Annotated in this window: 18 protein-coding genes; 10 read left to right on the top strand and 8 right to left on the bottom strand. The window is 66.9% G+C overall.

Features of this window, described 5'->3' with window-relative positions:
• The first annotated feature begins 35 nt into the window (after positions 1–35).
• The 5 genes from smc to def all read left to right on the top strand — a co-directional run bounded on the left by smc (position 36) and on the right by def (position 7,858).
• Complete coding sequence (gene smc, locus AC3A6B_RS05875; RefSeq protein ID WP_487835824.1) at positions 36–3,551, top strand: chromosome segregation protein SMC; 3,516 nt, start codon at positions 36–38, stop codon at positions 3,549–3,551.
• Positions 3,552–3,564: 13 nt separating this feature from the next.
• Positions 3,565–4,659: a cell division protein ZipA C-terminal FtsZ-binding domain-containing protein gene (locus tag AC3A6B_RS05870; RefSeq protein ID WP_487835823.1), complete on the top strand. Its 1,095-nt coding sequence runs from the start codon at positions 3,565–3,567 to the stop codon at positions 4,657–4,659.
• Positions 4,660–4,679: 20 nt separating this feature from the next.
• Positions 4,680–6,767, top strand: a complete 2,088-nt coding sequence (gene ligA, locus AC3A6B_RS05865) for an NAD-dependent DNA ligase LigA (RefSeq protein WP_487835822.1) — start codon at positions 4,680–4,682, stop codon at positions 6,765–6,767.
• A 109-nt stretch (positions 6,768–6,876) separates the two neighbouring features.
• Positions 6,877–7,284 carry a hypothetical protein gene (locus AC3A6B_RS05860; protein WP_487835821.1) on the top strand — a complete coding sequence of 136 codons (408 nt, stop codon included), beginning with the start codon at positions 6,877–6,879 and terminating at the stop codon, positions 7,282–7,284.
• A gap of 34 nt (positions 7,285–7,318) precedes the next feature.
• The gene (def, locus tag AC3A6B_RS05855) at positions 7,319–7,858 is read left to right on the top strand and encodes a peptide deformylase (RefSeq protein WP_487835820.1); all 540 of its coding nucleotides are present in this window, start codon (positions 7,319–7,321) and stop codon (positions 7,856–7,858) included.
• A gap of 90 nt (positions 7,859–7,948) precedes the next feature.
• Here the strand turns inward: def and AC3A6B_RS05850 are convergent, their stop codons facing one another.
• The 3 genes from AC3A6B_RS05850 to map form a co-directional block, all read right to left on the bottom strand.
• Entirely contained in the window at positions 7,949–8,353 is a 405-nt protein-coding gene (locus AC3A6B_RS05850; protein WP_487835819.1) for a DoxX family protein, read from the bottom strand.
• Between the two features lie 77 nt (positions 8,354–8,430).
• Positions 8,431–11,019: a [protein-PII] uridylyltransferase gene (locus tag AC3A6B_RS05845; RefSeq protein ID WP_487835818.1), complete on the bottom strand. Its 2,589-nt coding sequence runs from the start codon at positions 11,017–11,019 to the stop codon at positions 8,431–8,433.
• Positions 11,020–11,045: 26 nt separating this feature from the next.
• Positions 11,046–11,870, bottom strand: coding sequence for a type I methionyl aminopeptidase (map, locus tag AC3A6B_RS05840; protein WP_487835817.1), 825 nt, complete (start codon positions 11,868–11,870; stop codon positions 11,046–11,048).
• 127 nt (positions 11,871–11,997) lie between these two features.
• Here map and purL point away from each other — a divergent pair, with 127 nt between their 5' ends.
• Positions 11,998–16,014, top strand: coding sequence for a phosphoribosylformylglycinamidine synthase (gene purL / locus AC3A6B_RS05835; protein WP_487836130.1), 4,017 nt, complete (start codon positions 11,998–12,000; stop codon positions 16,012–16,014).
• A gap of 144 nt (positions 16,015–16,158) precedes the next feature.
• Here purL and AC3A6B_RS05830 read toward each other — a convergent pair whose 3' ends face one another.
• The 5 genes from AC3A6B_RS05830 to AC3A6B_RS05810 are packed head-to-tail and all read right to left on the bottom strand — an operon-like array spanning position 16,159 to position 19,698.
• Positions 16,159–16,941 carry a peptidylprolyl isomerase gene (locus AC3A6B_RS05830; RefSeq protein WP_487835816.1) on the bottom strand — a complete coding sequence of 261 codons (783 nt, stop codon included), beginning with the start codon at positions 16,939–16,941 and terminating at the stop codon, positions 16,159–16,161.
• A 47-nt stretch (positions 16,942–16,988) separates the two neighbouring features.
• Entirely contained in the window at positions 16,989–17,252 is a 264-nt protein-coding gene (locus AC3A6B_RS05825; RefSeq protein WP_487835815.1) for a BolA family protein, read from the bottom strand.
• On the bottom strand, positions 17,249–17,788 hold the full coding sequence (locus AC3A6B_RS05820) for a septation protein A (RefSeq protein WP_487835814.1): 540 nt from the start codon (positions 17,786–17,788) through the stop codon (positions 17,249–17,251). The genes AC3A6B_RS05825 and AC3A6B_RS05820 overlap by 4 nt, the downstream gene beginning before the upstream one ends.
• A 15-nt stretch (positions 17,789–17,803) precedes the next feature.
• Positions 17,804–18,220, bottom strand: coding sequence for a peptide-methionine (R)-S-oxide reductase MsrB (gene msrB, locus AC3A6B_RS05815; RefSeq protein WP_487835813.1), 417 nt, complete (start codon positions 18,218–18,220; stop codon positions 17,804–17,806).
• Positions 18,217–19,698, bottom strand: coding sequence for a protein adenylyltransferase SelO (locus AC3A6B_RS05810; protein WP_487835812.1), 1,482 nt, complete (start codon positions 19,696–19,698; stop codon positions 18,217–18,219). Before AC3A6B_RS05810 ends, msrB begins: the two co-directional genes overlap by 4 nt.
• Before the next feature lie 198 nt (positions 19,699–19,896).
• Between AC3A6B_RS05810 and AC3A6B_RS05805 the strand changes: the two genes are divergently transcribed.
• The 4 genes from AC3A6B_RS05805 to AC3A6B_RS05790 all read left to right on the top strand — a co-directional run bounded on the left by AC3A6B_RS05805 (position 19,897) and on the right by AC3A6B_RS05790 (position 25,271).
• A complete protein-coding gene (locus AC3A6B_RS05805; RefSeq protein WP_487835811.1) occupies positions 19,897–21,540 on the top strand; it encodes a 3-(methylthio)propionyl-CoA ligase in 1,644 nt (547 codons plus the stop codon).
• A gap of 41 nt (positions 21,541–21,581) precedes the next feature.
• Positions 21,582–22,826 (top strand): branched-chain amino acid ABC transporter substrate-binding protein, encoded by a 1,245-nt coding sequence (locus tag AC3A6B_RS05800; RefSeq protein ID WP_487835810.1) that lies wholly within the window; start codon positions 21,582–21,584, stop codon positions 22,824–22,826.
• A 165-nt stretch (positions 22,827–22,991) separates the two neighbouring features.
• Entirely contained in the window at positions 22,992–24,230 is a 1,239-nt protein-coding gene (locus AC3A6B_RS05795; protein ID WP_487835809.1) for a branched-chain amino acid ABC transporter substrate-binding protein, read from the top strand.
• A gap of 87 nt (positions 24,231–24,317) precedes the next feature.
• Positions 24,318–25,271: a branched-chain amino acid ABC transporter permease gene (locus AC3A6B_RS05790; RefSeq protein ID WP_487835808.1), complete on the top strand. Its 954-nt coding sequence runs from the start codon at positions 24,318–24,320 to the stop codon at positions 25,269–25,271.

Below are 25,271 nucleotides of genomic sequence, written 5' to 3'. Positions count from 1 at the left end.
CCTTGGCAAATAACCAGGCTTAAGGCCGACCAGTCGTGCGTCTCAATTCCATCAAGCTCTCCGGCTTCAAGTCCTTCGCCGAACCCACCAACTTCCTGCTGCCCGGCCAACTGGTGGGCGTCGTCGGCCCCAACGGCTGCGGCAAGTCGAACATCATGGATGCGGTTCGCTGGGTGCTTGGCGAATCGCGCGCCTCCGAACTGCGCGGCGAGTCGATGCAGGACGTGATCTTCAACGGCACCACCACGCGCAAGCAGGCCAGCCGTTCGAGCGTGGAACTGGTTTTCGACAACGCCGACCACCGCGCCGGCGGCCAGTGGGCGCAGTTCGCCGAAATCGCGGTCAAGCGGGTGCTGACGCGCGACGGCAATTCGAGCTACTACATCAACAACCAGCCCGTGCGCCGGCGCGACGTGCAGGACGTCTTCCTGGGGACCGGCCTCGGCCCGCGCGCCTACGCGATCATCGGCCAGGGCACGATCAGCCGGATCATCGAATCCAAGCCCGAGGAGCTGCGGCTCTTCCTCGAAGAGGCTGCCGGCGTCTCCAAATACAAGGAGCGCCGCCGCGAGACCGAGAACCGGCTCGGCGACACGCGCGAGAACCTCACGCGGGTCGAAGACATCCTGCGCGAACTCAACAGCAACCTCGAAAAGCTCGAGAAGCAGGCCGAAGTCGCCGCGCGCTACAACACGCTGCAGGGCGACGCCACGCGCAAGCAGCATCAGCTGTGGTTCCTGAAGCGCAGCGAGAGCGAGAACGACCAGGCGAAGGTCAAGGCCGACGCGGAAAAGGCAATCAACGACCTCGAGTCGCGCATGGCCGATCTGCGCCACATCGAGGCCGAGCTCGAAACCGTGCGCCAGGCGCACTACGCGGCCGGCGACCAGGTCAACCAGGCGCAGGGCAAGCTGTACGAAGCCAGTGCCGAGGTCGGCCGGCTCGAAGGGGAGATCCGCTTCGTGGTCGAGGGCCGGCAGCGGGTGGAGCAGCGGCTGGTCCAGTTGAGCGAGCAGATCGCGCAATGGAACACGCGCCGCGAGGATGCCGAGGCCGAGATCGAAACCCTGGCCGGGCAGGGCGTGAACGCCGAGGAACAGGCCGAGCTGTTGGCCGCGCAGCTGGAAGAGCACGACGCCCGCATGCCCGGCCTCGAAGAGGCGCAGCAGCGGGCGCTGGACGAAGCCAACGCGCAGCGCGCCAGCGTCGGGCAGGTGCAGCAGCAAATCCAGGTGCTGGCCGCCGACCAGCGCAACATCGAAGAGCAGAGTCGCCAGCTCACGCAGCGCGCCGAGCGCCTGCGCAGCGACCAGAACGCGTTGGCGGCGCCCGACGAGGCCCGGCTGCGCGACCTGCAGGAACAACTGGCGGCTGCGCAGGAGGCCGCGAGCGAAGCCGACGCGCGCCTGCACGAGCTGCAGGAATCCGTTCCGCAGCTCGACGACGATCGCCGCACGCGCCAGCAGGCTGTCAACACCGAAGGCGCGCGCCATGCCGAGCTGTCGGCGCGGCTCGAGGCGCTCAAGGCGCTGCAGGAAAAGGTCAAGACCGACGGCAAGCTCGCACCCTGGCTCGCGAAGCACGGCCTCGAAGGCCTGCAGGGCCTGTGGAGCCGCATCCACATCGAGCAGGGCTGGGAGAACGCGCTCGAAGCGGCGCTGCGCGAGCGCCTCGGCGCGCTGGAGGTCAGCCGGCTCGACATGGTCCGCGCCTTCGGCAGCGATGCGCCGCCGGCCAAGCTGGCCTTCTACAGCCCGCCCGCTGCCGGTGCGCCGCAGGGCCAGAGCGCGCTGCCGCGTCTGTCGGATCTGCTGCGTCTGAGCGATGCGGGCCAGCAGGCTTTGCTCGCCGACTGGCTGCACGGCTGCCTGACGGCGCCGACGCTCGAGGAAGCACTGGCGCAGCGCGACAAGCTGCAGCCCGGCGAGGCGATCTTCGTCAAGACCGGCCATGCGGTCACCGCGCACAGCGTGAGCTTCTATGCCCAGGACTCCGAGCAGGCCGGGCTGCTGGCGCGCCAGCAGGAGATGGAAAACCTCGAGCGCCAGCTGCGCGCCCAGACGCTGATCGCCGAAGAGGCGCGCACCGCGCTGGCGCGTGCGGAAGCGGCTTACGGCGATGCGGCTTCGCGGCTCGTCACGGCGCGGCGCGAAGCGGCGGAGACGCAGTCGCGCGCGCACGAGCTCCAGGTCGAGACGCTGCGGCTCTCGCAGCTGGCCGAGCAGACGCGCGCGCGCAGCGAGCAGCTTTCCAACGATCTCGGCGAAGTCGAGGCCCAGCTCGAGGAGCTGCAGGAAAGGCGCGTGAACGCGGAGGCGCGCTTCGAAGAGCTCGACATGCAGCTCGCCGACAGCCAGGAGCGCCACGCGCAGCTCGACGAGCGCGTGATCGAGGCCGGCCGCGCGCTCACCGCGAGCCGCGAGCAGCACCGCAGCCTGGAGCGCCAGGCGCAGGAAGCGACCTTCGCCCAGCGCACACTCGAAGCGCGCCGCGCCGAACTGAACCGCGCCATCGAAACCGCGACCCAGCAGACCGCCTCGCTGGCGGAGGAAGACGAGCGCGCACGCGGCGAACTGGGGCGCCTGTCCGACGCGGCCGCGCAGGCGGGCCTGCAGGATGCGCTGGCACTCAAGCTCGAACGCGAGGCCGCGCTCGGCGCCGCGCGCAGCCAGTACGACGACCTCACGCTCAAGCTGCGCGCGAGCGACGAGCGCCGCCTGCAGCTCGAACGCGAGCTCGATCCGCTGCGCCAGCGCATCACCGAGTTCCAGCTGAAGGAGCAGGCCGCGCGGCTCGGCTTCGAGCAGTACCAGCAGTTGCTGGTCGATGCCGAAGCGGATCTCGAAGCAATTGCGCTGTCGATCGAGACCGACAAGGTGCGTCTCACCGGCCTGCAAGGCGAGATCGACCGCCTCAACCGCGAGGTGGCCTCGCTCGGCGCGGTCAACCTCGCCGCGCTGGACGAACTGGCGGTGGCCAGCGAGCGCAAGACTTTCCTCGATGCCCAGTCGGCCGACCTGAACGAAGCCATCGGCACGCTGGAAGACGCGATCCGCAAGATCGACGCCGAAACGCGCGAACTGCTGGGCGGCACCTTCAAGATCGTCAACGAGCATTTCAGCCGCATGTTCCCCGAGCTCTTCGGCGGCGGCAACGCCAAGCTCATGATGACCGGCGACGAGATCCTGGATTCCGGCGTGCAGGTGATGGCGCAGCCGCCCGGCAAGAAGAACCAGACCATCCACCTGCTCTCGGGCGGCGAGAAGGCGCTCACCGCCATCGCGCTGGTGTTCGCGATCTTCCAGCTCAACCCGGCCCCCTTCTGCCTCCTGGACGAAGTGGACGCGCCGCTGGACGACGCCAACACCGAGCGCTATGCCAAACTCGTGACCGCCATGAGCCGCGAAACCCAGTTCCTCTTCATCAGCCACAACAAGATCGCGATGGAGATGGCCGAGCAACTGATCGGCGTGACCATGCAGGAGCAGGGCGTTTCGCGCATCGTGGCGGTCGACATGGAATCCGCCGTGTCGATGGTCGAAGCAGCCTAGACGCGCGCCGTCGATGAGCAGCCTCACTGTCGCCCTTGCGATCCTCGGCGGCCTCGTACTGGCGGCCGTGGTCGGCTACAACACATGGATGTCGCGCCGCAACGCGCCGCGGCAGCCCGATGCGCAGGACAGCGACCCGCCCGAGCCTGCACCCGCACAGGCCGGCGTCGAAGAGCCGGTGCTGCACATCGAGCCGCATCCGATGCGAAGCAACGAGCGGCACGAGCCGCTGTTCGACCCCGACCTGCCGGCGCCCAGCGCGCTGCCGGTGCCGACGGCCGAGCGCCGCGGCGGCCTCGATCCGCTGATCGACGTGATCGCGCCGATCTCCCTCGACGGCCTGGCCTCCGGCGACGCGGCGATCGCGGCCATGCCGGCCACGCGGCGCGCCGGCAGCAAGCCGGTCGCGATCGAAGGCCTCAACGAGCACACCGGCGAATGGGAGCCCGCGGCACCCGGCCAGCGCTACGGTGCCTTCCAGGCCGGCGTGCAACTGGCCAACCGCACCGGCGCGCTCAACGAGATCGAGTATTCCGAATTCGTCGTCAAGGCGCAGGCCTTCGCCGACGCGGTGAACGGCGCGCCCGAGTTTCCCGAGATGCTGGACGAGGTGGCGCGCGCGCGCGAGCTCGACCAGTTCGCGAGCTCGCACGATGCGCAGCTGAGCTTCGTGCTGCGCGCGCTGCATGCGGCATGGAGCCCGGGCTATGTGCAGCAGAACGCGGCGCGGCTGGGCTTCGTGGCCGGCATCATTCCGGGCCGGATGGTGCTGCCTGCGGGCGAAGTGGGGCTGCCGCCGATCCTCGGCCTGTCCTTCGACACCCAGGCAGCGCTGGCCGACGATCCGGCGCAGTCGGCCATCCGCGAGCTCACGCTGAGCCTGGACGTGCCGCAGGTCGACCGCGCCGAGCGGCCCTTCGAACGCATGCGCGAAACCGCCGCCACGCTGGCGCGCGAGATGGACGGCATCGTGACCGACAGCGATGGCCAGCCCCTGCGCGAAGACACCATGGACGTGATCGGCGCCGACCTCCAGCAGCTCTACGACACGCTCGATTCGCGTGAGCTCTCGGCCGGTTCGCCCTTAGCGCGCCGCCTCTTCAGCTAGCCCACTTTTCGGAGAACCGCATGACCACGCGCGAAGACGCGGCTCGCGAAGCCGCTGCACTGGGCGAGCAGCTGCGCCGCCACGGCCACCTCTACTACGTGCTCGACGCGCCCGAATTGCCGGACGCCGAGTACGACAAGCTGTTCCAGCGCCTGCAGGCACTTGAAGCCGAGCACCCCGAGCTGCGCACGCCCGATTCGCCGACGCAGCGCGTAGGCGGCAAGGCGCTCGAAGGCTTTGCCAAGGTCCGCCACAAGGTGCCGATGCTGTCGATCCGTACCGAGACCGACATCACGCCGGGCGGCGCCAGCGCCTTCGATGCGCGCGTGCGCAAGGAACTCGGCCTGGCCGAGGACGGGCCGCAGATCGAGTACGTCTGCGAACTCAAGTTCGACGGGCTCGCCGTCAACCTGCGCTACGAGCAAGGCGTGCTGGTGCAGGCCGCGACGCGCGGCGACGGCGAGATCGGCGAGGACGTCACGCAGAGCATCCGCACGGTGCAGCAGATTCCGTTGCGCCTGCATGGCAAGGACTCAGACATCCCACCGGTGGTCGAGGTGCGCGGCGAGGTCTACATGCGGCGCGACGATTTCGAGGCGCTCAACGAGCGCCAGCGCGAGAAGATCGCCGCCGGCCAGAAGAACGAGAAGGTGTTCGTGAATCCGCGCAATGCCGCGGCCGGTGCCGTGCGCCAGCTAGACCCCGCCATCGCGGCAAGCCGGCCGCTGAGCTTCTTTGCCTATGGTCTCGGCGAGGTCTCGCCGCCCGAGCAGGGCGGGCCGGACTGCGCCACGCAGTTCGACTGGCTGCAGCAGTTCCACGCCTGGGGCTTTCCCATCGGCGCGCAGACGCAGCGCGCCCGCGGCGCCATCGAGCTGATCGCCTTCCACGAGACCATCGCCCGCCAGCGCGACGCGCTGCCCTACGACATCGACGGCGTGGTCTACAAGGTCGACAGCCTCGAGCTGCAGCGGCGGCTCGGCTTCGTCTCGCGCGAGCCGCGCTGGGCCGTGGCCCACAAGTACCCGGCGCAGGAGCAACTGACCGAGGTGCTCGGCATCGAGGTGCAGGTCGGCCGTACCGGCAAGCTCACGCCGGTTGCCAAGCTGGCGCCGATCTTCGTCGGCGGCGTCACCGTGACCAACGCCACGCTGCACAACGAGGACGAGGCTCGGCGCAAGGATGTGCGGGTCGGCGACACCGTCATCGTGCGGCGCGCCGGCGACGTGATTCCCGAGGTGGTCGGCGTGCTGCCCGAGAGTGCGGCCCGGCCGGCGCAGCAGCGCGGGCCCGTGTTCACCATGCCTCGCAAGTGCCCGGTCTGCGGCTCCGACGCGTTGCGCGAGGAGGGCGAGGTCGACTACCGCTGCACCGGCGGTCTGTTCTGCGGCGCACAACGCAAGGAGGCGATCCTGCATTTCGCCGCGCGGCGCGCGCTCGACATCGAAGGCCTGGGCGACAAGCTGGTCGAGCAGCTGGTCGACGCCAACCTGATCCGCACGCTGCCCGATCTCTACAAGCTCGGCTTCACCACGCTGGCCGGCCTGGATCGCATGGCCGACAAGTCGGCGAAGAACCTTGTCGATGCGCTGGAGGCGTCGAAGAAGACCACGTTGCCGCGCTTCCTGTTCGGGCTCGGCATCCGGCACATCGGCGAAAGCACGGCCAAGGATCTGGCCAAGCACTTCGGCAAGCTGGATGCGATCATGGATGCGACCGAGGAGCAACTGCTGGAGGTCAACGACGTGGGGCCCGTGGTCGCCAAGAGCCTGCGCACCTTCTTCGACCAGGCGCACAACCGCGAAGTGGTCGAACAGCTGCGCGCCTGCGGCCTGGGCTGGGAAGAGGGCGAGCCGGCGGCGCGCGCACCCAAGCCGCTCGCGGGCAAGACCTTCGTGATCACTGGCACGCTTCCTACGCTCAGCCGCGACGAAGCGAAGGACAAACTGGAGACGGCCGGTGCCAAGGTGGCCGGGTCCGTCAGCAAGAAGACTGATTACCTCGTCGCCGGCGCCGAGGCCGGCAGCAAGCTCGACAAGGCGCTCGAGCTGGGCGTGACAGTGATCGACGAGGCGCGAATGCGCGAGATTCTGGAGAACGGGCCTTGACCGGCCCTGCTTTACCGGGCGTTACGCGACTTCATACAAGCGCAGTCAACAGGGCCTACAAACGGACGTTGAACAAGGGTGTGCCGACCAGGAGTCCATCATGATCAAAATGCGTTTACTCGGAACTTGCCTCGCTCTCGGCGGGGCAGCCCTGCTCGGCGGCTGCGCCACCTATCCGGCGGGCTCCTACGGATATGCCGATCCCTACTACGTGGATCCGGGCCCGGTGTACGTGCAGCCGAATGTGTACATCGATGGCGGCTACTACTCGCGGCCTCGTTATCCCTACTACGGCCGCCCTGGCTACTACGGGCCGCGCCACGGCTATGCGCATCCAGTACCGGTTCCGCGTCCAGGATTCGGCCCGCGGCCCGGCGCAGGTGCGCGGCCTGATGCGGGTGCGCGGTCCGGTGGGGGCGTGGCCGGCAACATCGTCCCGGTTCCACCAGGCCGCTCGCCGCGCGAGATCAATCAGATGCTGACCTCGCCAGACTCCCGCAACCAGACGCCGCCTTGATCTCGCTCGCGGCCACGGTGGCGATAATTGCCTCATGACGGTACGCGAGATTCTCAAGATGGGCGACCCCAGGCTGCTGCGCATTGCGCAGCCGGTTGCCGCTTTCGACACCGACGAACTGCACCTGCTGGTGCGCGACATGTTCGAGACCATGCACGCCGTCAACGGCGCCGGCCTCGCGGCACCGCAAATCGGCGTCGATCAGCAGCTGGTGATCTTCGGCACTGACGCCGTCAATCCGCGCTACCCCGATGCGCCGATCGTGCCGCGCACGGTTCTCGTCAACCCCGTTATCACGCCGGTCGGCGACGAAGAAGAGGAGGGCTGGGAAGGCTGCCTCTCGGTGCCGGGTCTGCGCGGCGTGGTGCCGCGTTTCGCCACCATCCGCTATGCCGGCTTCGACCCCTATGGCGACCCCATCGATCGCACGGTCAGCGGTTTCCACGCTCGCGTGGTGCAGCACGAGGTGGATCACCTGCTGGGCAAGCTCTACCCGATGCGGGTGCGCGATTTCTCGCGCTTCGGCTACACCGAGGTCCTGTTCCCGGGCCTCGATGCGGCCGAAGACGATTAGGCCGCGCGCCGCGCCGGGCCGGCCCCAAGCAAGCGCGCGCCCCCTCGGGGGGCAGCGAGGACACGCAGTGCCGAGCGTGGGGGCCAATGCTCAGTTGTACTTGCCGCCCGTGCCGCCGATGCTGAAGCGGCCGGCACCCAGGAAGGCGACTGCCAGCGCGCCGAACAGGAACATGCCCTGCAATTCGAGCGCCCAGCCGCCTTGCTTGTTGAGCATCCCGAGTTCCTTCATGTGCACCAGCCAGATCGCCACCAGCATGTTGATGACCACGATCCATGCCGCGGGACGGGTGTAGAGGCCGATGATCAACAGCACCGGCGCGACGATTTCGCCGATGTAGACCAGGTAGGCCAGTGCGCCCGGCAGACCGTGCGAGGCCAGCGAGTTGGACAGGAAGCCTACTCCGCCGTTGATCTTGGCGATGCCGTGGAGCAGGATCAGGATGCCAATTGCCAGGCGCAGAACGAGTTTGCCGGTGTCGTCGGAACGGATCATGTCGAAGCCTTTCTGTTGTTAAAAACAGGGGCGATTGTGGTCGATAAATTCGTCCCGGCTCCGCGCCCGGGACCGTTTCAGGCCGCGAGCGCTTCGAGCAACTCGGTTTCGATCGCCAGCTGCGCGCGCTGTCCCTGCAGTTCCGAGCCGCTGATCAGGAAGGTGTCTTCCACGCGCTCGCCCAGGGTCGTGATCTTGGCCAGCTGCAGATTCAGGTGATGGCGTGCCAGCACGCGCGCCACCGAATACAAGAGGCCCGCGCGATCGCTGGCCGAGATGCTGAGCAGCCAGCGCTGCGCCTTGTCGTCGGGCAGCAGGCTGATGCGCGGCTTGATCGGGAAACTGCGCACCCGGCGCGATACGCGGCCCTTGCTCGGCGCCGGGAGGGGGCCGGCCTCGTCGAGCGTCTTGGCCAGGCCGGTCTCGACCATGTTGATCAGGTCGCGGTAGTGCTCGGGGATGAAGGTGGTGACGACCTGGAAAGTGTCGAGCGCATAGCCGTTGGTGGTCGTGTGCACCTTGGCGTCCAGGATGCTGAAGGAAGCCTGGTCGAAGTAGCCGCAGATGCGCGCGAACAGGTCCGGCTGGTCGGGCGTGTAGACCACCACCTGCAATCCCTCGCCCACCGGCGAGAGCCGCGCGCGAACGACGGCCGGCGTTTGCGGGTCGACCGGCACGTTCCTGTGCGGCACGTGGCGCGACAACTGCATGGTGTGCCATGCGATTTCGGATGCGTCGTGCCGCATGAAGTAGCCCACGTCGAGCGTCTCCCACAGCGCCTTGTGCGCCTCGAAAGGCTGCGCATGCAGGGCGAGCTGCACCAGCGCCTCGCGCTTGCGCGCCTCGACTTCGGCGCCGGGGTCGGGCATGCGGCCGCCCAGCGCGCGCAGCGTCGAGCGGTAGAGATCCTCGAGCAGCTTGCCCTTCCAGGCGTTCCACACGCGCGGCGAGGTGCCGCGGATGTCGGCGATGGTGAGCAGGTAGAGGGCGGTCAGGTAGCGTTCGTTGCCGACGCGCTTGGCGAAGTCGCCGATCACCTTCGGATCGCTCAGGTCCTGCTTCTGCGCGACCTGGCTCATCACCAGGTGCTCGGCCACCAGGAACTCGATCAGCTTGGCGTCCTCGCGCGCGATCTCGTGCTGGCGGCAGAAGCGGCGCACGTCGCGCGCGCCCAATTCCGAATGGTCGCCGCCGCGGCCCTTGGCGATGTCGTGGAACAGGGCTGCGACATAAAGAATCCAGGGCTTGTCCCAGCCGGCCGCGAGCTGCGAGCAGAACGGGTACTCGTGCGCATGCTCGACGATGAAGAAGCGCCGCACGTTGCGCAGCACCATCAGGATGTGCTGGTCGACCGTGTAGACGTGGAACAGGTCGTGCTGCATCTGCCCGACGATGCTGCGGAACACGCGCAGATAGCGTCCCAGCACCGAGGTCTGGTTCATGAGCCTGAACGCGTGCGTGATGCCGCGCGGCTCCAGCAGCATGCGCATGAAGGTCACGTGGTTCACGCGGTCGTTGCGGAACTTGCTGTCCATCACGTGGCGCGCGTTGTAGAGCGCGCGCAGCGTGCGGGCCGAAAGGCCGTTGACGCCGATGGTCTTCTGGTAGAGCAGGAAGGTCTCGAGGATCGCGTGCGGGTCCTTGAGGTACAGGTCGTCGCTCGCCACCTCGATCAGCCCGGCGCGCTCGAAGAAGCGCTCGTTGATCCGCGTCGCCTCTTCAGCCTGCGGCTGCAGCCGCTCGGCGATGTTGAGCAAGAGGATCTGGTTGAGCTGCGTGACCGCCTTGGCGGCCCAGTAGTAGCGGCGCATCAGCGCCTCGCTGGACTTGCGCTGCGACTCGCCGACGTAGCCGAAGGTGGCGGCGACGGCGGTCTGCAGGTCGAACACCAGCCGGTCCTCGCGCCGGTTGGCGGTCACGTGCAGGCGCGCGCGGATCAGGCTCAGGAGCGCCTCGTTGCGCTTGATCTGCTGGACCTCGAACGCGGTGGCCAGGCCGTTTTTCGCCAGGTCGTCCCAGCGCTTGCCGAAACCGGCGGCCTTGGTCATCCAGAGGATGGTCTGCAGATCCCGCAGGCCGCCCGGCGATTCCTTGCAGTTGGGCTCGAGCGCGTAGGGCGTGTTGTCGAACTTCTGGTGGCGGTGCCGCATCTCCTGCGACTTGGCCGCGAAGAAGGCCTGCGCATCGATGGCGGCGACGAAGCGCTTGCGGAAGGCCGCGTAGAGCTTCTTGTCGCCGGCGATGAGGCGGGATTCGAGCAGCGAGGTCTGGACCGTGACGTCCTTCGACGCTTCTGCCAGGCATTCGTCGACCGTGCGCACGCTGGAGCCGATTTCGAGCCCGGTGTCCCAGCACTTGCCGATGAAGGCCTCGATCCGCGCCGGCTCGATGTCAGTCGCATGGTCCTGCGGCAGCAGCAGCAGCACGTCGACGTCGGAATAGGGGAACAGCTCGCCCCGCCCGAAGCCGCCGACCGCGACCAGCGCGAACTGGCCGCCGAAGCCCGCATCGGCCCATAGCGCGTTGAGCGCCTCGTCGGCCAATGCCGCCAGCTGGCGCAGCACGGTGTGGACGCTGCGCGTGGGCGCGCGCGCGCAGCGCAGCTGGTCGAACAGCGCCAGCTTGTGCGTGCGGTAGGCGTCGCGCAACGATGGAATGTCCACCATGGCAGCCCTCAGAGGCCGGGCCGGCGTCAAGCCGCGGCGTTGACGAAAGCGGGCGGCGGCGGGCTGCCGGCCGAGAGCGTGAGCACCTCGTAGCCGGTCTCGGTAACGAGCACCGTGTGCTCCCATTGCGCCGACAGCGAATGGTCGCGCGTGACGATGGTCCAGCCGTCGTACTGGCCGCCGCGGGCGTCTTCCTTGATGTCGCGCTTGCCGGCGTTGATCATCGGTTCGATGGTGAAGGTCATGCCGGGCTTGAGTTCATCCAGCGTGCCGGGCTTGCCGTAATGCAGCACCTGCGGCTCTTCATGGAAGCCGCGGCCGATGCCGTGGCCGCAGAACTCGCGCACCACCGAAAAGCCGTTGCTTTCGGCAAAGCGCTGGATCGCCCAGCCGATGTCGCCCAGGCGCGCACCGGGCTTCACCTTGACGATGCCGTGCCACATGGCCTCGTAGGTGAAGGCGCAGAGTCGCTTCGCCGCGATGGAAGCGTCGCCCACGATGAACATGCGGCTGGTGTCGCCGTGCCACCCGTCCTTGATGACCGTGATGTCGCAGTTGACGATGTCGCCCTTCTTCAGCGGCTTGTCGTTCGGGATGCCATGGCACACCACGTGGTTGACCGAGGTGCAGATGGATTTCGGGTAGGGGACGCTGCTTGCGCCCATGTAGTTCAGCGGCGCCGGAATCCCGCCCTGAACCTGCGTGATGTAGTCGTGCGCGAGCTTGTCGATCTCGTTGGTGGTCACGCCGGGCTTGACGTGCGGGGTCAGGTAGTCCAGCACCTCGGAGGCCAGGCGGCACGCTACGCGCATGCCGGCCACGCCTTCGGCGTCTTTGTAGGTAATGCTCATCCCGGAATTATCCCATCCACCCCGCTAAAATTCAGGGTTGGCGCGGATGGCCCCAGTCAGCGGCCGCCGCCTCCTTCTCTTGATTCTCAAACGCGGCCGCCCGGCCGATCCGATCGTGACGTTGCCCGTGAACCCGTCTTCCCATCCCGTCGCCCCGGTGGTGACCTTCTTCGAGGGCGGCAGCGCGCTCAGCGATTTCAGGGCGCGACAGCTGTTGCCCCGCCTGACCGCGATCGAGCCGCGCATCGAAGGCATTTGCGCCCGTTTCGTGCACCTGGTCGTGACGGATGCGGCACTCGACCCCGCCGGGCGCGAGCGCTTCGCCGCGCTGCTGGGCTACGGCGAGCCCTTCGTGGCGCCCTCCAAGGCCGGGCCGACGGTCGTCGTCACGCCGCGCCTGGGGACCGTGTCGCCCTGGGCCTCCAAGGCCACCGACATCGCCCACAACTGCGGCCTGGCGCTGCGACGGGTCGAGCGCGTGACCCAGTACCACTTGGTGCTGAAGGCGCCGCTGCTGGGCAGGGCGCCCGCGCTGGAAGGCGACAAGCTCGCCGCGGTCGCGGCACTGCTGCACGACCGCATGACCGAATCGGTGCTGGCCGAGCTCGAGCAGGCCGCCAGCCTGTTCGCCGAGCTGCCGGCCCAGCCGATGGCGCAGGTCGACGTGCAGACGGGCGGCCGCGCCGCCCTGGTCGCGGCCAACACGCAGTTCGGCCTCGCACTGGCGGAGGACGAGATCGACTACCTGGTCGAGGCCTTCACCCGCCTCGGCCGCAACCCGAGCGACGTCGAGCTGATGATGTTCGCGCAGGCCAACAGCGAGCACTGCCGGCACAAGATCTTCAACGCCGACTTCATCGTCGACGGCGTGGCGCAGCCCCAGAGCCTGTTCTCGATGATTCGCCATACGGAGCGCCAGAACCCGCAGCACACGGTGATCGCCTATGCCGACAACGCCTCGGTCATGGAAGGCACGCAGGTCGAGCGCTTCGTCGCCGGTTCGGCCTCGGGCAGCTATCAGAAGCAAAGCGCCCTGAGCCATGTGCTGATGAAGGTGGAGACGCACAACCATCCGACCGCGATCTCGCCCTTTCCGGGCGCTTCGACCGGCGCGGGCGGCGAGATCCGCGACGAGGGCGCGACCGGCCGCGGCTCCAAGCCCAAGGCCGGGTTGACCGGTTTCACGGTCTCGAAGCTCTGGCCCGCGGAAGGCAGCTACGGCAAGCCCGGGCACATCGCGAGCCCGCTTCAGATCATGACCGAGGGCCCGCTCGGCGGCGCCGCCTTCAACAACGAGTTCGGCCGGCCCAACCTCCTGGGTTATTTCCGCGAGTACGAGCAGGCAATCGCGAGCGACGCCGACACCGTGCAGCGCGGCTACCACAAGCCGATCATGATCGCGGGCGGCCTCGGCAGCATCGACGCGGCGCAGACGAAGAAGATCCGCTTCCCCGCGGGCTCGCTGCTGATCCAGCTCGGCGGCCCCGGCATGCGCATCGGCATGGGCGGCAGTGCGGCGAGCTCGATGGCGACCGGCGCCAACGCAGCCGAACTGGACTTCGACTCGGTGCAGCGCGGCAATCCCGAGATCGAGCGCCGCGCGCAGGAGGTCATCAACCATTGCTGGCAGCAGGGGGACGCGAACCCCATCCTTGCGATCCACGACGTGGGCGCGGGCGGCCTGAGCAATGCCTTCCCCGAGCTCACCAACGACGCCGGACGCGGCGCGCGCTTCGACCTGCGCGCCGTGCCGCTCGAGGAGTCGGGCATGGCGCCCAAGGAAATCTGGTGCAACGAGAGCCAGGAGCGCTATGTGCTGGCAATCGCACCCGAGTCGCTGGACCAGTTTCGTGCCTTCTGCGAGCGCGAGCGCTGTCCGTTCGCAGTGGTCGGCGTGGCGACCGAGGAGCGCCAGTTGCTGGTGGCCGGCGAAGCGGTCGGCGCGCAGCCGGTCGACATGCCGATGGACGTGCTGCTCGGCAAGCCCCCCAAGATGCTGCGCGACGTGAAGACGGTCGCACGCCGATTCACGCCGCTCGACCTCGACGGTGTCGATCTGCAGAAGGCCGCCATCGATGTGCTGTCGCACCCCACGGTGGCTTCCAAGCGCTTCCTCATCACCATCGGCGACCGTACCGTCGGCGGCCTGAGCCACCGCGACCAGATGGTCGGCCCGTGGCAGGTGCCGGTGGCCGACTGCGCCGTGACCCTGGCCGACTACCGGGGATTTGCCGGCGAGGCCGTGAGCATGGGCGAGCGCACGCCGCTCGCGGCCATCGACGCGCCGGCCTCGGGCCGCATGGCGGTGGGCGAGGCCATCACCAATTTGCTGGCTGCGCCGATCGAGCTGCCGCGCGTCAAGCTATCGGCCAACTGGATGGCGGCCTGCGGCGAGCCGGGCGAGGATGCGGCGCTCTACGAAACCGTCAAGGCGGTGGGCCTCGAACTGTGCCCGGCGCTCGGCGTCTCGATCCCGGTCGGCAAGGATTCGCTGTCAATGCGCACCCAGTGGCAGGACGAAGGGGTGCAGAAGAAAGTCACCTCGCCCGTGAGCCTGATCGTGAGCGCCTTCGCCACGCTGGCCGACGTGCGCGGCACGCTCACGCCGCAGCTCGATGCCACCGAGCCCGACACCACGCTGGTGCTGATCGATCTCGGCCGCGGCAAGCAGCGCATGGCCGGCAGCATCCTGGCGCAGACGCTGGCGCAGAGCGGCGACACGGTGCCCGATCTCGACGATCCGCAAGACCTGGTCAAGCTGGTGGCGGCCGTGAACGCGCTGCGCGCCGAGGGCAGGATCCTCGCGATGCACGACCGCAGCGATGGCGGCCTCTTCGCCGCGGCCTGCGAGATGGCCTTTGCCGGCCATGTGGGCGTGGCGCTCAACGTCGACCTGCTCGTCACCGAAGGCGACGGCATCAGCGACAGCCGCGCCGAGTACGGGGACGCCAAGAACTGGGCCGGCCAGGTCAGCGCGCGGCGCGAAGAGCTCACGCTCAAGGCGCTCTTCAACGAAGAACTCGGCATGCTGCTGCAGGTGCGTACCGCCGAGCGCAACGAGGTCATGCAGACCTTGCGCGCGCACGGCCTCAGCACCCACAGCCATTTCGTCGGCAAGACCCGGCCCGCCGCCTCCGCCATGGACGCGGGCAAGGGCAAGCTCGAAGTCTGGCGCGATGCCAAGGCCGTCTTCAGCGCCAGCCTGCACGACCTGCACCAGGTCTGGGATGCGGTCAGCTGGAAGATCTGCCGCGAGCGCGACAACCCGGCCTGCGCCGATGCCGAGCACGCGGCCGCCGGCGAGCCGCAGGATCCGGGCGCCCATGTGTCGCTGGCGCCGGGCGCCGAAGAGAACGTGGCCGCGCCGTTCCTCAACCTGGCCCGGCCGAAGGTTGCGATCCTGCGCGAGCAGGGGGTCAACTCGCATGTCGAGATGGCTTACGCCTTCAACGAGGCAGGCTTCGAGAGCTTCGACGTCCACATGACCGACCTGCAGACGGGCAGGGCGGACCTCGCGGATTTCAGGGGCGTGGTGGCCTGCGGCGGCTTCAGCTACGGCGACACGCTGGGCGCAGGCATCGGCTGGGCGCGCAGCATCACCTTCAACCCGAAGCTGGCCGAGCAGTTCAAGAACTTCTTCGGGCGCGGCGACACCTTCGGTCTCGGCGTCTGCAACGGCTGCCAGATGTTCGCCGAGCTGGCCGACATCATCCCGGGCGCGCAAGCCTGGCCGCGCTTCACCACCAACCAGAGCGAACGCTTCGAGGCGCGCCTCGCAATGGTCGAGGTGCTCGAATCGCCGAGCCTGTTCTTCGCCGGCATGGCGGGCAGCCGGCTGCCGATCGCGGTCGCGCACGGCGAGGGTTATGCCAACTTCAAGCATCGTGGCGATGCCGGCAAAGCCATCGCCGCGATGCGCTTCGTCGACAACCACGGCCAGCCGACCGAGCGCTACCCCTTCAATCCCAACGGCAGCGCCGGCGGCCTGACATCTGTGACCACCGCCGATGGCCGTTTCACCGCGCTGATGCCGCATCCGGAGCGCGTGTTCCGCAACATCCAGATGAGCTGGACTTCGGGTGACAAGAGTGCGCAGAGCCCGTGGATGCGCATCTGGCGCAACGCCCGAAAGTGGGTCGGCTGATGAGCCCACCCCCGTTGCTTGCTCACTGCGTGTAGCCGCCTCCCCCTCAAGAGGGCGACACCCGGCGGCCCGGCAAAGCCGGTTCCGCGGTGTCCCTGGAACAAAAAAAGCGGCCCGCGGGCCGCTTTTTTAACGAGGCTTCGATTACTCCACCTTTGCCTTAGCGCGCAGTTCTTCCTGGTACTTCTGCAGCCGCTGCTGCTGCAGCTGCTGCACGATCTGCGGCTTGACCTCTTCGATCTTCGGCAGCTGCGCCTGGCGGATGTCGTCGACGCGGATGATGTGGTAGCCGAACTGCGACTTGACCGGCGCCGAGGTCGTCTCGCCCTTCTTGAGCTTGATCATCGCTTCCGAGAACTCGGGCACGAAGCTCGCCGGCGCGGCCCAGTCAAGGTCGCCGCCGTTGGCGCCCGATCCCGGGTCCTTGCTTTGCTTCTTGGCGATGTCCTCGAACTTCTGGCCCTTCTTGAGGTCGGCCAGGATCTTCTGCGCCTGCTCTTCCTTCTCGACCAGGATGTGGCGTGCCTTGAATTCCTTGCCGCCGTTGGCCGCGACGAACTTGTCGTACTCGGCCTGCGCGTCGGCATCCGACACGGCGTTGGCCTTGCGATAGTTCTCGAACAGCTGGCGGATCAGGATGGCCTGGCGCGCGAGCTCGAGCTGGTTCTTGTAGTCGTCGGTGGCATCCAGCCCCTGCTTCTGCGCTTCCTGCATGAAGATCTCGCGGGCCACCACTTCTTCGCGCAGCTGGCCCTGCATTTCCGGCGTCACCGGACGGCCGGCGGCGGCGAGCTGCTGGGCCAGCACGTCCATGCGCGCCTTGGGCACCGGCTTGCCGTTGACGATGGCCGCGTTCTGGGCGAAAGCGGCGGGAATGGCAGCAATGAGGGCAGCGGCTGCGACGGCCTGCAGGAGTTGTTTCTTCATAAGGGGAGGGTACTTTTGCCGCCCTGGAGGGCGGGAATCAAAGCGCTTCAAAGCGTCTCGATGGCGATGGCGTGGAGGCCCTGTGCGATGAAAAGTTGCAGTGAATCATACACAAGCCGGTGGCGCGCCACGCGGGCCTTTCCGGCGAACAGGGGCGAAGCGATGCGCACGCGGAAATGGGTGCCGTAGCCCTCTGCGCCGGCGCCCGCATGGCCCGCATGCGCAGCGCTTTCGTCGATCACCTCGAGCAGCGTGGGTTGCAAGGTGTTACGCAAGCGGGCCTCGAGGTCCGCAGATGTCGGAAGGCTCATGCTGCAGGCTTGTCGGACTTGAGGTAGGGCGAGATGTAGAGCCCTTGCGCCACCAGGAAGACGATCGGGAAGGCATAGCCCCAGAGCTTGAAATTGACCCAGGCCTCGGTGCTGAAATACGCGGCCACATAGCCGTTGATCGCGGCCATGAACACGCAGTAGGCGATCCATGCGATGTTGAGCCGGCCCCAGATCTGCGTCGGCAGTTCCAGCTGCGCGCCGAGCAGCATCTTGAGAAAGTTCTTCTTGAAGATCCAGAGCGCGACGGCCAGCGCCAGCGCCATCGCGCCGTAGAGCACCGTCGGCTTCCACTTGATGAAGCGGTCGTCGTGCAGGAGCAGCGTGAGCGAGCCGAACAGCAGGATCAGCACCAGCGTGGCCTTCTGCATCGGCGCCAGGCGGCGCTCGCTGAACCAGACGATGCCCGTCTGCAGCACCGTGGCCGCCATCAGCACGCCGGTGGCGGTGTAGATGTCGTAGAGCTTGAAGGCGCCGAAGAACAGCAGGATCGGGAAGAAGTCGAGAAGCAGTTTCATGTTGTTTCGTCTGCGTCACGCGTCGCGCTTGTGGAAGTCCAGCGAGGCCGAGTTCATGCAGTAGCGCAGGCCGGTTTCGGTGGGACCGTCGGGAAACACGTGGCCCAGGTGCGCGCCGCAACTGGCGCACACATTTTCGGTGCGAACCATGCCGTGCGAGCGGTCGACGATGTTCTTGATGGCGCCCGGCACCGCTTCCTGCGAGAAGCTGGGCCAGCCGCAGCCGGCGTCGAACTTGGTGGCGGATTCGAACAGCTTGGCGCCGCAGCAGATGCAGTGGTAGCTGCCGTCTTCCCAGTGGGCTTCGTACTTGCCGGTGAACGGGCGCTCGGTGGCGGCGTGGCGCGTCACCTCGAAGGCGCCGCGCTCGGCGCCTTTTTCGGCCAGGATGGCTTTCCATTCGGCTTCGGTTTTCTGAATGGGTGTGGTCATGATGAGCAGCTGATTTCGATCGTGGAAGCCCAGTCGGGCGGGAAGCCGGCATAGGCCTCGTGGCCGGCATGGTCTTCAAATGGGGTTTCGAGCAGCTTCAGCAAGGTGGCGACGCCCGAGTAGTCTTTTTGCTGCGCCGATTCGATTGCCTGCTGGCCCAGGTGGTTCCGCAGCACGAACTTGGGATTGCTCTTGCGCATCAGGTCGGCGGCCTGCGCCGCCGGCGTCTGCGCGTGCCGCTCGGCAAAGGATAGCAGCCAGGCGTCGAAGCCGGCGCGGTCGAGGAACAGGTCGCGCACCGGCTCGGCACTGCCGCCGGCCATGTGGTCGGACAGGCGGCGCCAGAAGATGGTGTAGTCGACCTTTTCCCTTGCCAGCAGCTTGAGCACGCCCTCGATCAGCGTGCGGTCGGCCGGCGCCGAATCGACCAAGCCGAGCTTGGACCGCATGCGGGCCTCGAACGCGTCCGGGAACACCGTCTTGTACGACTCCAGCGCGGCGACCGCGATCTCCTGGTCGCCTATCAGCGGCAGCAGCGCCTGCGCCAGGCAGAACAGGTTCCAGTACGCAACATTGGGTTGCTGGTTGTAGGCATAGCGGCCGGCGGTGTCGCTGTGGTTGCAGATGTGGCGCGGATCGAAGCCGTCGAGGAACTGGAAGGGCCCGTAGTCGATGGTGAGCCCGAGGATGCTCATGTTGTCCGTGTTCATCACGCCATGGCAGAAGCCGACCGCCTGCCATTGGGCGAGCAGCGCCGCGGTGCGCTCGCTCACCGCTTCAAGCAGGGCCGCATAGGCGTTGCCGTTGAAGCGTTCGGTCGTGCGGCAGGCGGGGTAGTAGCGGTCGATGACGTAGTCGGCCAGCGCGCGCAGTTCCTCGTCTCGTTGGTTGGCCGCGAAATGCTCGAAGTGGCCGAAGCGAATGAAGCTCGGCGACACGCGCGTCACGACGGCGGCGGTTTCGAGTTCCTCGCGGCGGATTCGCGCGTCCGAACCCGTCACGCACAGCGCGCGCGTCGTCGGGATGCCGAGCGCATGCATCGCTTCGCTGCAGAGGAATTCGCGGATGCTCGATCGCAGCACCGCGCGGCCGTCGCCCATGCGCGAGTAGGGCGTGCGCCCCGAGCCCTTGAGCTGCAGCTCGAAGCCGCGATCGGTTTCGCCCAGCATGATCGCGCGGCCGTCGCCCAGCTGGCCGGCCCAGACGCCGAACTGGTGGCCGCTGTACACGCTGGCGTAGGGGCGCGTACCGGCGACCGGCACATTGCCGGTGAAGGCAGCCAGTCCTTGGGCCGAACGCAGCCAGGCCTCGTCCAGTCCGAGTTCGCGCGCCAGCGCCGTGCTGCGGCCGACCCAGTAGGGCTCGGGCAGCGGGGTGGGGCGGAGTTCGGTGAAGAAGGCAGGGCCCAGTGCGGAAAAGCCCGGCGTCCAGTCGAGGCCCAGGTCGACGATGTCCGCCTCGTCTGCAAGCATGGTCATGTGCCGATTGTCCCGCAGGCGACTAAACCCCTGGCCGCAGGGGCCATGCGCACCATCGGCCTGGTGCGGCGCCGGCGTGCGCGGATCGCACTGCGGGTTTCTGTCATTGTGGGATCGGCCGAAGATTGAATGAATCGCGAACCAGGCGGACGCGAAGGTCTGCGAATTTTTCGAACGTTACTTGAAAGGAGCCTACAGATGCTGGGTTTGATGCAGGACCAACCGTTGCTGATCTCGTCGCTGATCGAGTTCGCCGAGCGCCACAACGGCGACGCCGAGATCGTCTCGCGGCGGGTCGAAGGCGACATCCATCGCAGCACCTGGCGCCGGATCGCGTCGCGCGCGCGACAGGTCGCCAACGCGCTGGACCTCGAGCAACTGCTTTTCTCAGATCGCATCGCCACGCTGGCCTGGAACGGCTACCGCCACCTGGAGCTCTATTACGGCGTGAGCGGCAGCGGGCGCGTGCTGCACACCATCAATCCGCGCCTGCATCCCGACCAGATCGCGTGGATCGCGAACCATGCCGAAGACCAGGCCCTGTGCTTCGATCTCACTTTCCTGCCGCTGATCCAGGCCGTGCACGCCAAGTGCCCCACCGTCAGAAAGTGGATTGCGCTGTGCGATGCCGACAAGCTTCCTGCCGACAGCGGCATTCCCAACCTGGTGAGCTACGAGGCCTGGGTCGAGCCCCACGCCGACACCTACGACTGGCCCAGCTTCGACGAGAACTCGGCCTCGAGCATGTGCTACACCAGCGGCACCACGGGCAACCCCAAGGCCGCACTCTTCAGTCATCGCTCGACCTTGCTGCATGCCTATGCGGCCGCGCTGCCGGACGTCATGAACCTGTCGGCGCGCGATTCGGTGCTGCCGGTGGTGCCGATGTTCCACGTCAACGCCTGGGGCATTCCGTACTCGGCCGCGCTGACCGGCGCCAAGCTGGTGTTCCCCGGCCCGGCGCTCGACGGCAAATCGGTCTTCGAGCTGATCGAATCCGAACGGGTCAGCTTTGCCGCTGGGGTGCCCACCGTCTGGCAGATGATGCTGGGCCACATGCAGGCCAACGAGCTCAGGTTCTCGACCCTGAAGCGCACCGTGATCGGCGGCTCGGCCTGCCCGCCGGCCATGATCAACGCCTTCCAGCAGCAGTACGGCGTCGAGGTGCTGCATGCCTGGGGCATGACCGAGATGTCGCCGCTGGGCACCTTGTGCACGCTGAAGAACAAGCACCTCACCCAGTCGCCCGAGCAGCAGACGGCCATCCGCATGAAGCAGGGCCGCGCCATCTTCGGCGTCGACATGAAGATCGTCGACGCCGACGGCCGTGATCTGCCCTGGGACGGCAAGACCTCGGGCGACCTGCTGGTCAAGGGGCCGTGGGTGGTGAAGGAGTATTTCAAGGGCGAGGGCGGCGACCCGCTGGTGCCCGACGCGCAGGGGCGCGGCTGGTTCCCCACCGGCGACGTGGCGACCATCGACGCCGACGGCTACCTGCAGATCACCGACCGCAGCAAGGACGTGATCAAGTCCGGCGGCGAATGGATCAGCTCGATCGACATCGAGAACATCGCGGTGGCACATCCGGCGGTCGCGATGGCGGCCTGCATCGGCGTGGCGCACCCGAAGTGGGACGAGCGTCCGATCGTCGCGGTGGTGAAGAAGCCCGGCGCCGAACTCTCGCGCGAGGACCTGCTGGCCTTCTACGTGGGCAAGACGGCCAAGTGGCAGATCCCGGACGACGTGGTCTTCCTCGAGGCGATCCCGATCGGCGCCACCGGCAAGATCCTCAAGACCCGTCTGCGCGAACAGTTGCGCGACTACAAGCTGCCGGACGCCTGAAACGCGGCCGGACGATGTTCAGAACGAAACGGAGACAAGACATGAAAGCTGCCATCAAGACCCTCGCCGCGTGCACCATGCTGCTGGGCGCCACCGCCTCCTTCGCCCAGAAGGGCGAGACGGTGAAGATCGCCTGGATCGATCCGCTGTCGGGCCTGATGGCCGCGGTCGGCACCAACCAGCTCAAGACCTTCCAACTGCTGGCCGAAGAGTTCAACCGGAAGAACCTGTCCGGCGTGAAGTTCGAGATCATTCCCATCGACAACAAGCTGAGCCCGCAGGAAACCACCAGCGCGCTGCGCTCGGCCATGGACCAGGGCGTGCGCTTCGTGGTGCAGGGCAACGGCTCGGGCGCGGCGCTGGCCATCATCGACGCGCTGGAAAAGCACAACGCGCGCAACCCCGGCAAGGAGCTGGTCTACCTGAACTACGCGGCGGTCGACCCCGATCTGACCAACAGCAAGTGCAGCTACTGGCACTTCCGGCTGGACGCCGACACCTCGATGAAGATGGAGGCGCTGACCACCTTCATGAAGGAGCAGCCCGAGATTAAGAAGGTCTACCTGCTCAACCAGAACTATGCGCACGGCGTGCAGGTCGCCAAGTTCGCTAAGGAGAACCTAAAGGTCAAGCGGCCCGATATCGAGATCGTCGGCGAAGACCTGCATCCGCTGGCCCAGGTGCGCGACTTCGCGCCCTACATCGCCAAGATCAAGCAGTCGGGCGCCGACACGGTGATCACCGGGAACTGGGGTTCGGACCTGGCGCTCCTGATCAAGTCGGCCAACGATTCCGGCCTGCTCAGCAGCGTCAAGCTCTACACCTACTACGCCTTCGGCAGCGGCGCGCCGACCGCCATGGGCGCCGGCGCGGCCGGCAAGGTCTACGTGGTCGGCTACGGCCACTACAACATGGGCGGCGTGATCCAGCCGCTGCAGGCGGAATACAAGAAGAAGTTCAACGACGACATGACGCAGACCTCGATCTACCACGCCTTCGCGCTGCTCGACAACGCCTTCGTCAAGACCAGGTCGACCGAGCCGGTCAAGGTGGCTGCCGCGCTCGAGGGCATGAAGATCAAGAGCTTCAACGGCGAGGTCGAGATGCGCAAGACCGACCACCAGCTGCAGCAGGGCCTCTTCATCACGCAATGGCAGAAGGCCGGCGGCAAATACCCCTACGACGCGGAGAACACCGGCTACACCATGGCGCCCGTGAAGTACTACGAGGCCTACGTCGCAAGCACGCCGACGAGCTGCCAGATGAAGCGGCCGTCGGGCGGCTAGAGGCCTGAATCCTACCGCCGGGTAGCACCACCGAAGTGCGCGCTGTCGCCTGAGTGATAGAAACGGGCCCGGCCGCGGATTTCTTACGGGCATTCCCTGACGGGCGTGCATGCAAAGGCTTGTAATCTCGTCCCGCATCGACAGCAGCATGACAGGAGACACAGAATGAAATTCGCTCTGAAATTCGCAACCGCAGCCATCCTCGCCGCCGCCGCCACCGGGGCCCTGGCCCAGAAGGGCGAAACGGTGAAGATCGCCTGGCTGGATCCGCTGTCGGGCCTGATGGCCGCGGTCGGCACCAACCAGCTCAAGACCTATCAGTTCCTGGCCGAGGAGTTCAACAAGAAGAACGCCGCCGGCGTCAAGTTCGAGCTCATCGCGATCGACAACAAGCTGAGCCCGCAGGAGACCACCAACGCGCTGCGCTCGGCCCAGGACCAGGGCGCTCGCTACGTGCTGCAGGGCAACGGCTCGGGCGCGGCGCTGGCGATCATCGACGCGCTGGAAAAGAACAACGCGCGCAATCCCGGCAAGGAAGTGCTTTACATCAACTACGCCGCGGTCGACCCCGATCTCACCAACAGCAAGTGCAGCTACTGGCACTTCCGGCTGGATGCCGACACCTCGATGAAGATGGAAGCGCTGACAACCTTCATGAAGGATCAGCCGGACGTCAAGAAGGTCTACCTGCTCAACCAGAACTACTCGCATGGCCAGCAGGTGGCCAAGTTCGCCAAGGAGAACCTGAAGGTCAAGCGGCCCGACGTGCAGATCGTTGGTGAAGACCTTCACCCGCTGGCGCAGGTGCGCGACTTCGCCCCCTACATCGCCAAGATCAAGGCCTCCGGCGCGGATACGGTGATCACCGGGAACTGGGGTTCCGACCTGGCGCTCCTGATCAAGTCGGCCAACGACGCGGGCTTGAACAACGTCAAGTTCTACACCTACTACGGCACGGTGAGCGGCACGCCCACCGCCATGGGTGCGGCCTCGGCCGGCAAGGTGTACCAGGTGGGCTACGGCCACTACAACATGGGCGGCGACATCCAGCGGCTGGCCGAGGAGTTCAACAAGAAGTTCAACGAGGACCTGTACACCTCGTCGGCCTACACGGCCTTCGTGATGCTGAGCGAGGCCTTCGTCAAGGCCAAGTCGACCGACCCGGTGAAGGTCGCCGCGGCGCTCGAGGGCATGCGCTTCAAGAGCTTCAACGGCGAGGTCGAGATGCGCAAGACCGACCACCAGCTGCAGCAGGGGCTGTTCATCGCCAAGTGGGAGAAGGCGGAAGGCAAGTTCAAGGTGGATGCGGAGAAGACCGGCTATACCTTCGTGCCGGTCAAGTACTACGAGTCGTACGTGGCGAGCACGCCGACCTCCTGCCAGATGAAGCGGCCCAGCCCCTGATGGCGTGAGCAGGCCCTAAACAGACCGGTCGAGGCCCGACTTCAACACTCGGGCCTTTTTCTTTTCCAACGCGAACCCCAAGGAACGATGAACGTCGAATTCTTCGTCATCTCGCTGCTCAACGGCGTCAGCTACGGGCTGCTGTTGTTCATGCTGAGTTCCGGCCTGACGCTGATCTTCAGCATGATGGGCGTGCTCAACTTCGCGCACACCAGCTTCTACATGCTGGGGGCCTACGTGGCCTATACCCTGTCCGGGATCATCGGCTTCTGGCCGGCGCTCTTCATCGCGCCGCTGCTGGTGGGCGTGCTCGGCGCCGGCTTCGAGCGCTACAGCCTGCGGCGCGTGCACAAGTTCGGCCATGTGCCCGAGCTGCTCGTGACCTTCGGCCTGTCCTACCTGATCCTCGAGCTGGTGCAGCTGGTCTGGGGCCGCTCGACCGTGCCCTACGGCCTGCCGACGCAGCTGCAGGGGCCGCTCTTCACGCTGTACGGCACGCAGTTCCCCAAGTCGCGTTCCTTCATCATGCTGGTGGCCTTGCTGATGCTGCTGTCGGTGTGGCTGTTGCTCACGCGCACGCGCATCGGGCTGGTGATCCAGGCGGCGCTCAAGCATCCCGAGATGGTCGAGGCGCTGGGCCACAACGTGCCGCGCGTCTTCATGCTGGTCTTCGGCGGCGGCGCGGCGCTGGCCGGGCTGGCCGGGGTGGTTGGCGGCAACACCTACGTGACCGAGCCGGCCATGGCCGCTTCGGTGGGCTCGATCATCTTCGTGGTGGTGGTGGTCGGCGGCATGGGCTCGCTGGCGGGCGCCTTCCTGGCCTCGCTGCTGATCGGCGTCCTCCAGACCTTCGCGGTCGCGATGGACCAGTCGCTGGCCACCGGCCTCCAGGCGGTCGGCGTCGCGGTGAGCGAACAGACCTTCGGCTACGAGCTGCTCAAGCTCACGATCTCGCAGGTGGCGCCGATCCTTCCGTACCTGCTTCTCGTCCTGATCCTGATCTTCAGGCCCAAGGGACTTCTCGGCACGCGGGAGGATTGA

Source organism: Variovorax sp. Soil_C_33, assembly GCF_057656935.1.
The sequence above is the reverse complement of the archived record's forward strand: the minus strand, read 5'-3'. Positions and strand labels throughout refer to the sequence as shown.

Bases quoted from the DNA above. Each gene is read 5' to 3' on its own strand.
- AC3A6B_RS05870 (WP_487835823.1), top strand. From the start codon at position 3,565: ATGAGCAGCCTCACTGTCGCCCTTGCGATCCTCGGCGGCCTCGTACTG.
- ligA (WP_487835822.1), top strand. From the start codon at position 4,680: ATGACCACGCGCGAAGACGCGGCTCGCGAAGCCGCTGCACTGGGCGAG.
- AC3A6B_RS05860 (WP_487835821.1), top strand. From the start codon at position 6,877: ATGCGTTTACTCGGAACTTGCCTCGCTCTCGGCGGGGCAGCCCTGCTC.
- def (WP_487835820.1), top strand. From the start codon at position 7,319: ATGACGGTACGCGAGATTCTCAAGATGGGCGACCCCAGGCTGCTGCGC.
- AC3A6B_RS05850 (WP_487835819.1), bottom strand. From the start codon at position 8,353: ATGATCCGTTCCGACGACACCGGCAAACTCGTTCTGCGCCTGGCAATT.
- AC3A6B_RS05845 (WP_487835818.1), bottom strand. From the start codon at position 11,019: ATGGTGGACATTCCATCGTTGCGCGACGCCTACCGCACGCACAAGCTG.
- map (WP_487835817.1), bottom strand. From the start codon at position 11,870: ATGAGCATTACCTACAAAGACGCCGAAGGCGTGGCCGGCATGCGCGTA.
- AC3A6B_RS05830 (WP_487835816.1), bottom strand. From the start codon at position 16,941: ATGAAGAAACAACTCCTGCAGGCCGTCGCAGCCGCTGCCCTCATTGCT.
- AC3A6B_RS05825 (WP_487835815.1), bottom strand. From the start codon at position 17,252: ATGAGCCTTCCGACATCTGCGGACCTCGAGGCCCGCTTGCGTAACACC.
- AC3A6B_RS05820 (WP_487835814.1), bottom strand. From the start codon at position 17,788: ATGAAACTGCTTCTCGACTTCTTCCCGATCCTGCTGTTCTTCGGCGCC.
- msrB (WP_487835813.1), bottom strand. From the start codon at position 18,220: ATGACCACACCCATTCAGAAAACCGAAGCCGAATGGAAAGCCATCCTG.
- AC3A6B_RS05810 (WP_487835812.1), bottom strand. From the start codon at position 19,698: ATGACCATGCTTGCAGACGAGGCGGACATCGTCGACCTGGGCCTCGAC.
- AC3A6B_RS05805 (WP_487835811.1), top strand. From the start codon at position 19,897: ATGCTGGGTTTGATGCAGGACCAACCGTTGCTGATCTCGTCGCTGATC.
- AC3A6B_RS05800 (WP_487835810.1), top strand. From the start codon at position 21,582: ATGAAAGCTGCCATCAAGACCCTCGCCGCGTGCACCATGCTGCTGGGC.
- AC3A6B_RS05795 (WP_487835809.1), top strand. From the start codon at position 22,992: ATGAAATTCGCTCTGAAATTCGCAACCGCAGCCATCCTCGCCGCCGCC.
- AC3A6B_RS05790 (WP_487835808.1), top strand. From the start codon at position 24,318: ATGAACGTCGAATTCTTCGTCATCTCGCTGCTCAACGGCGTCAGCTAC.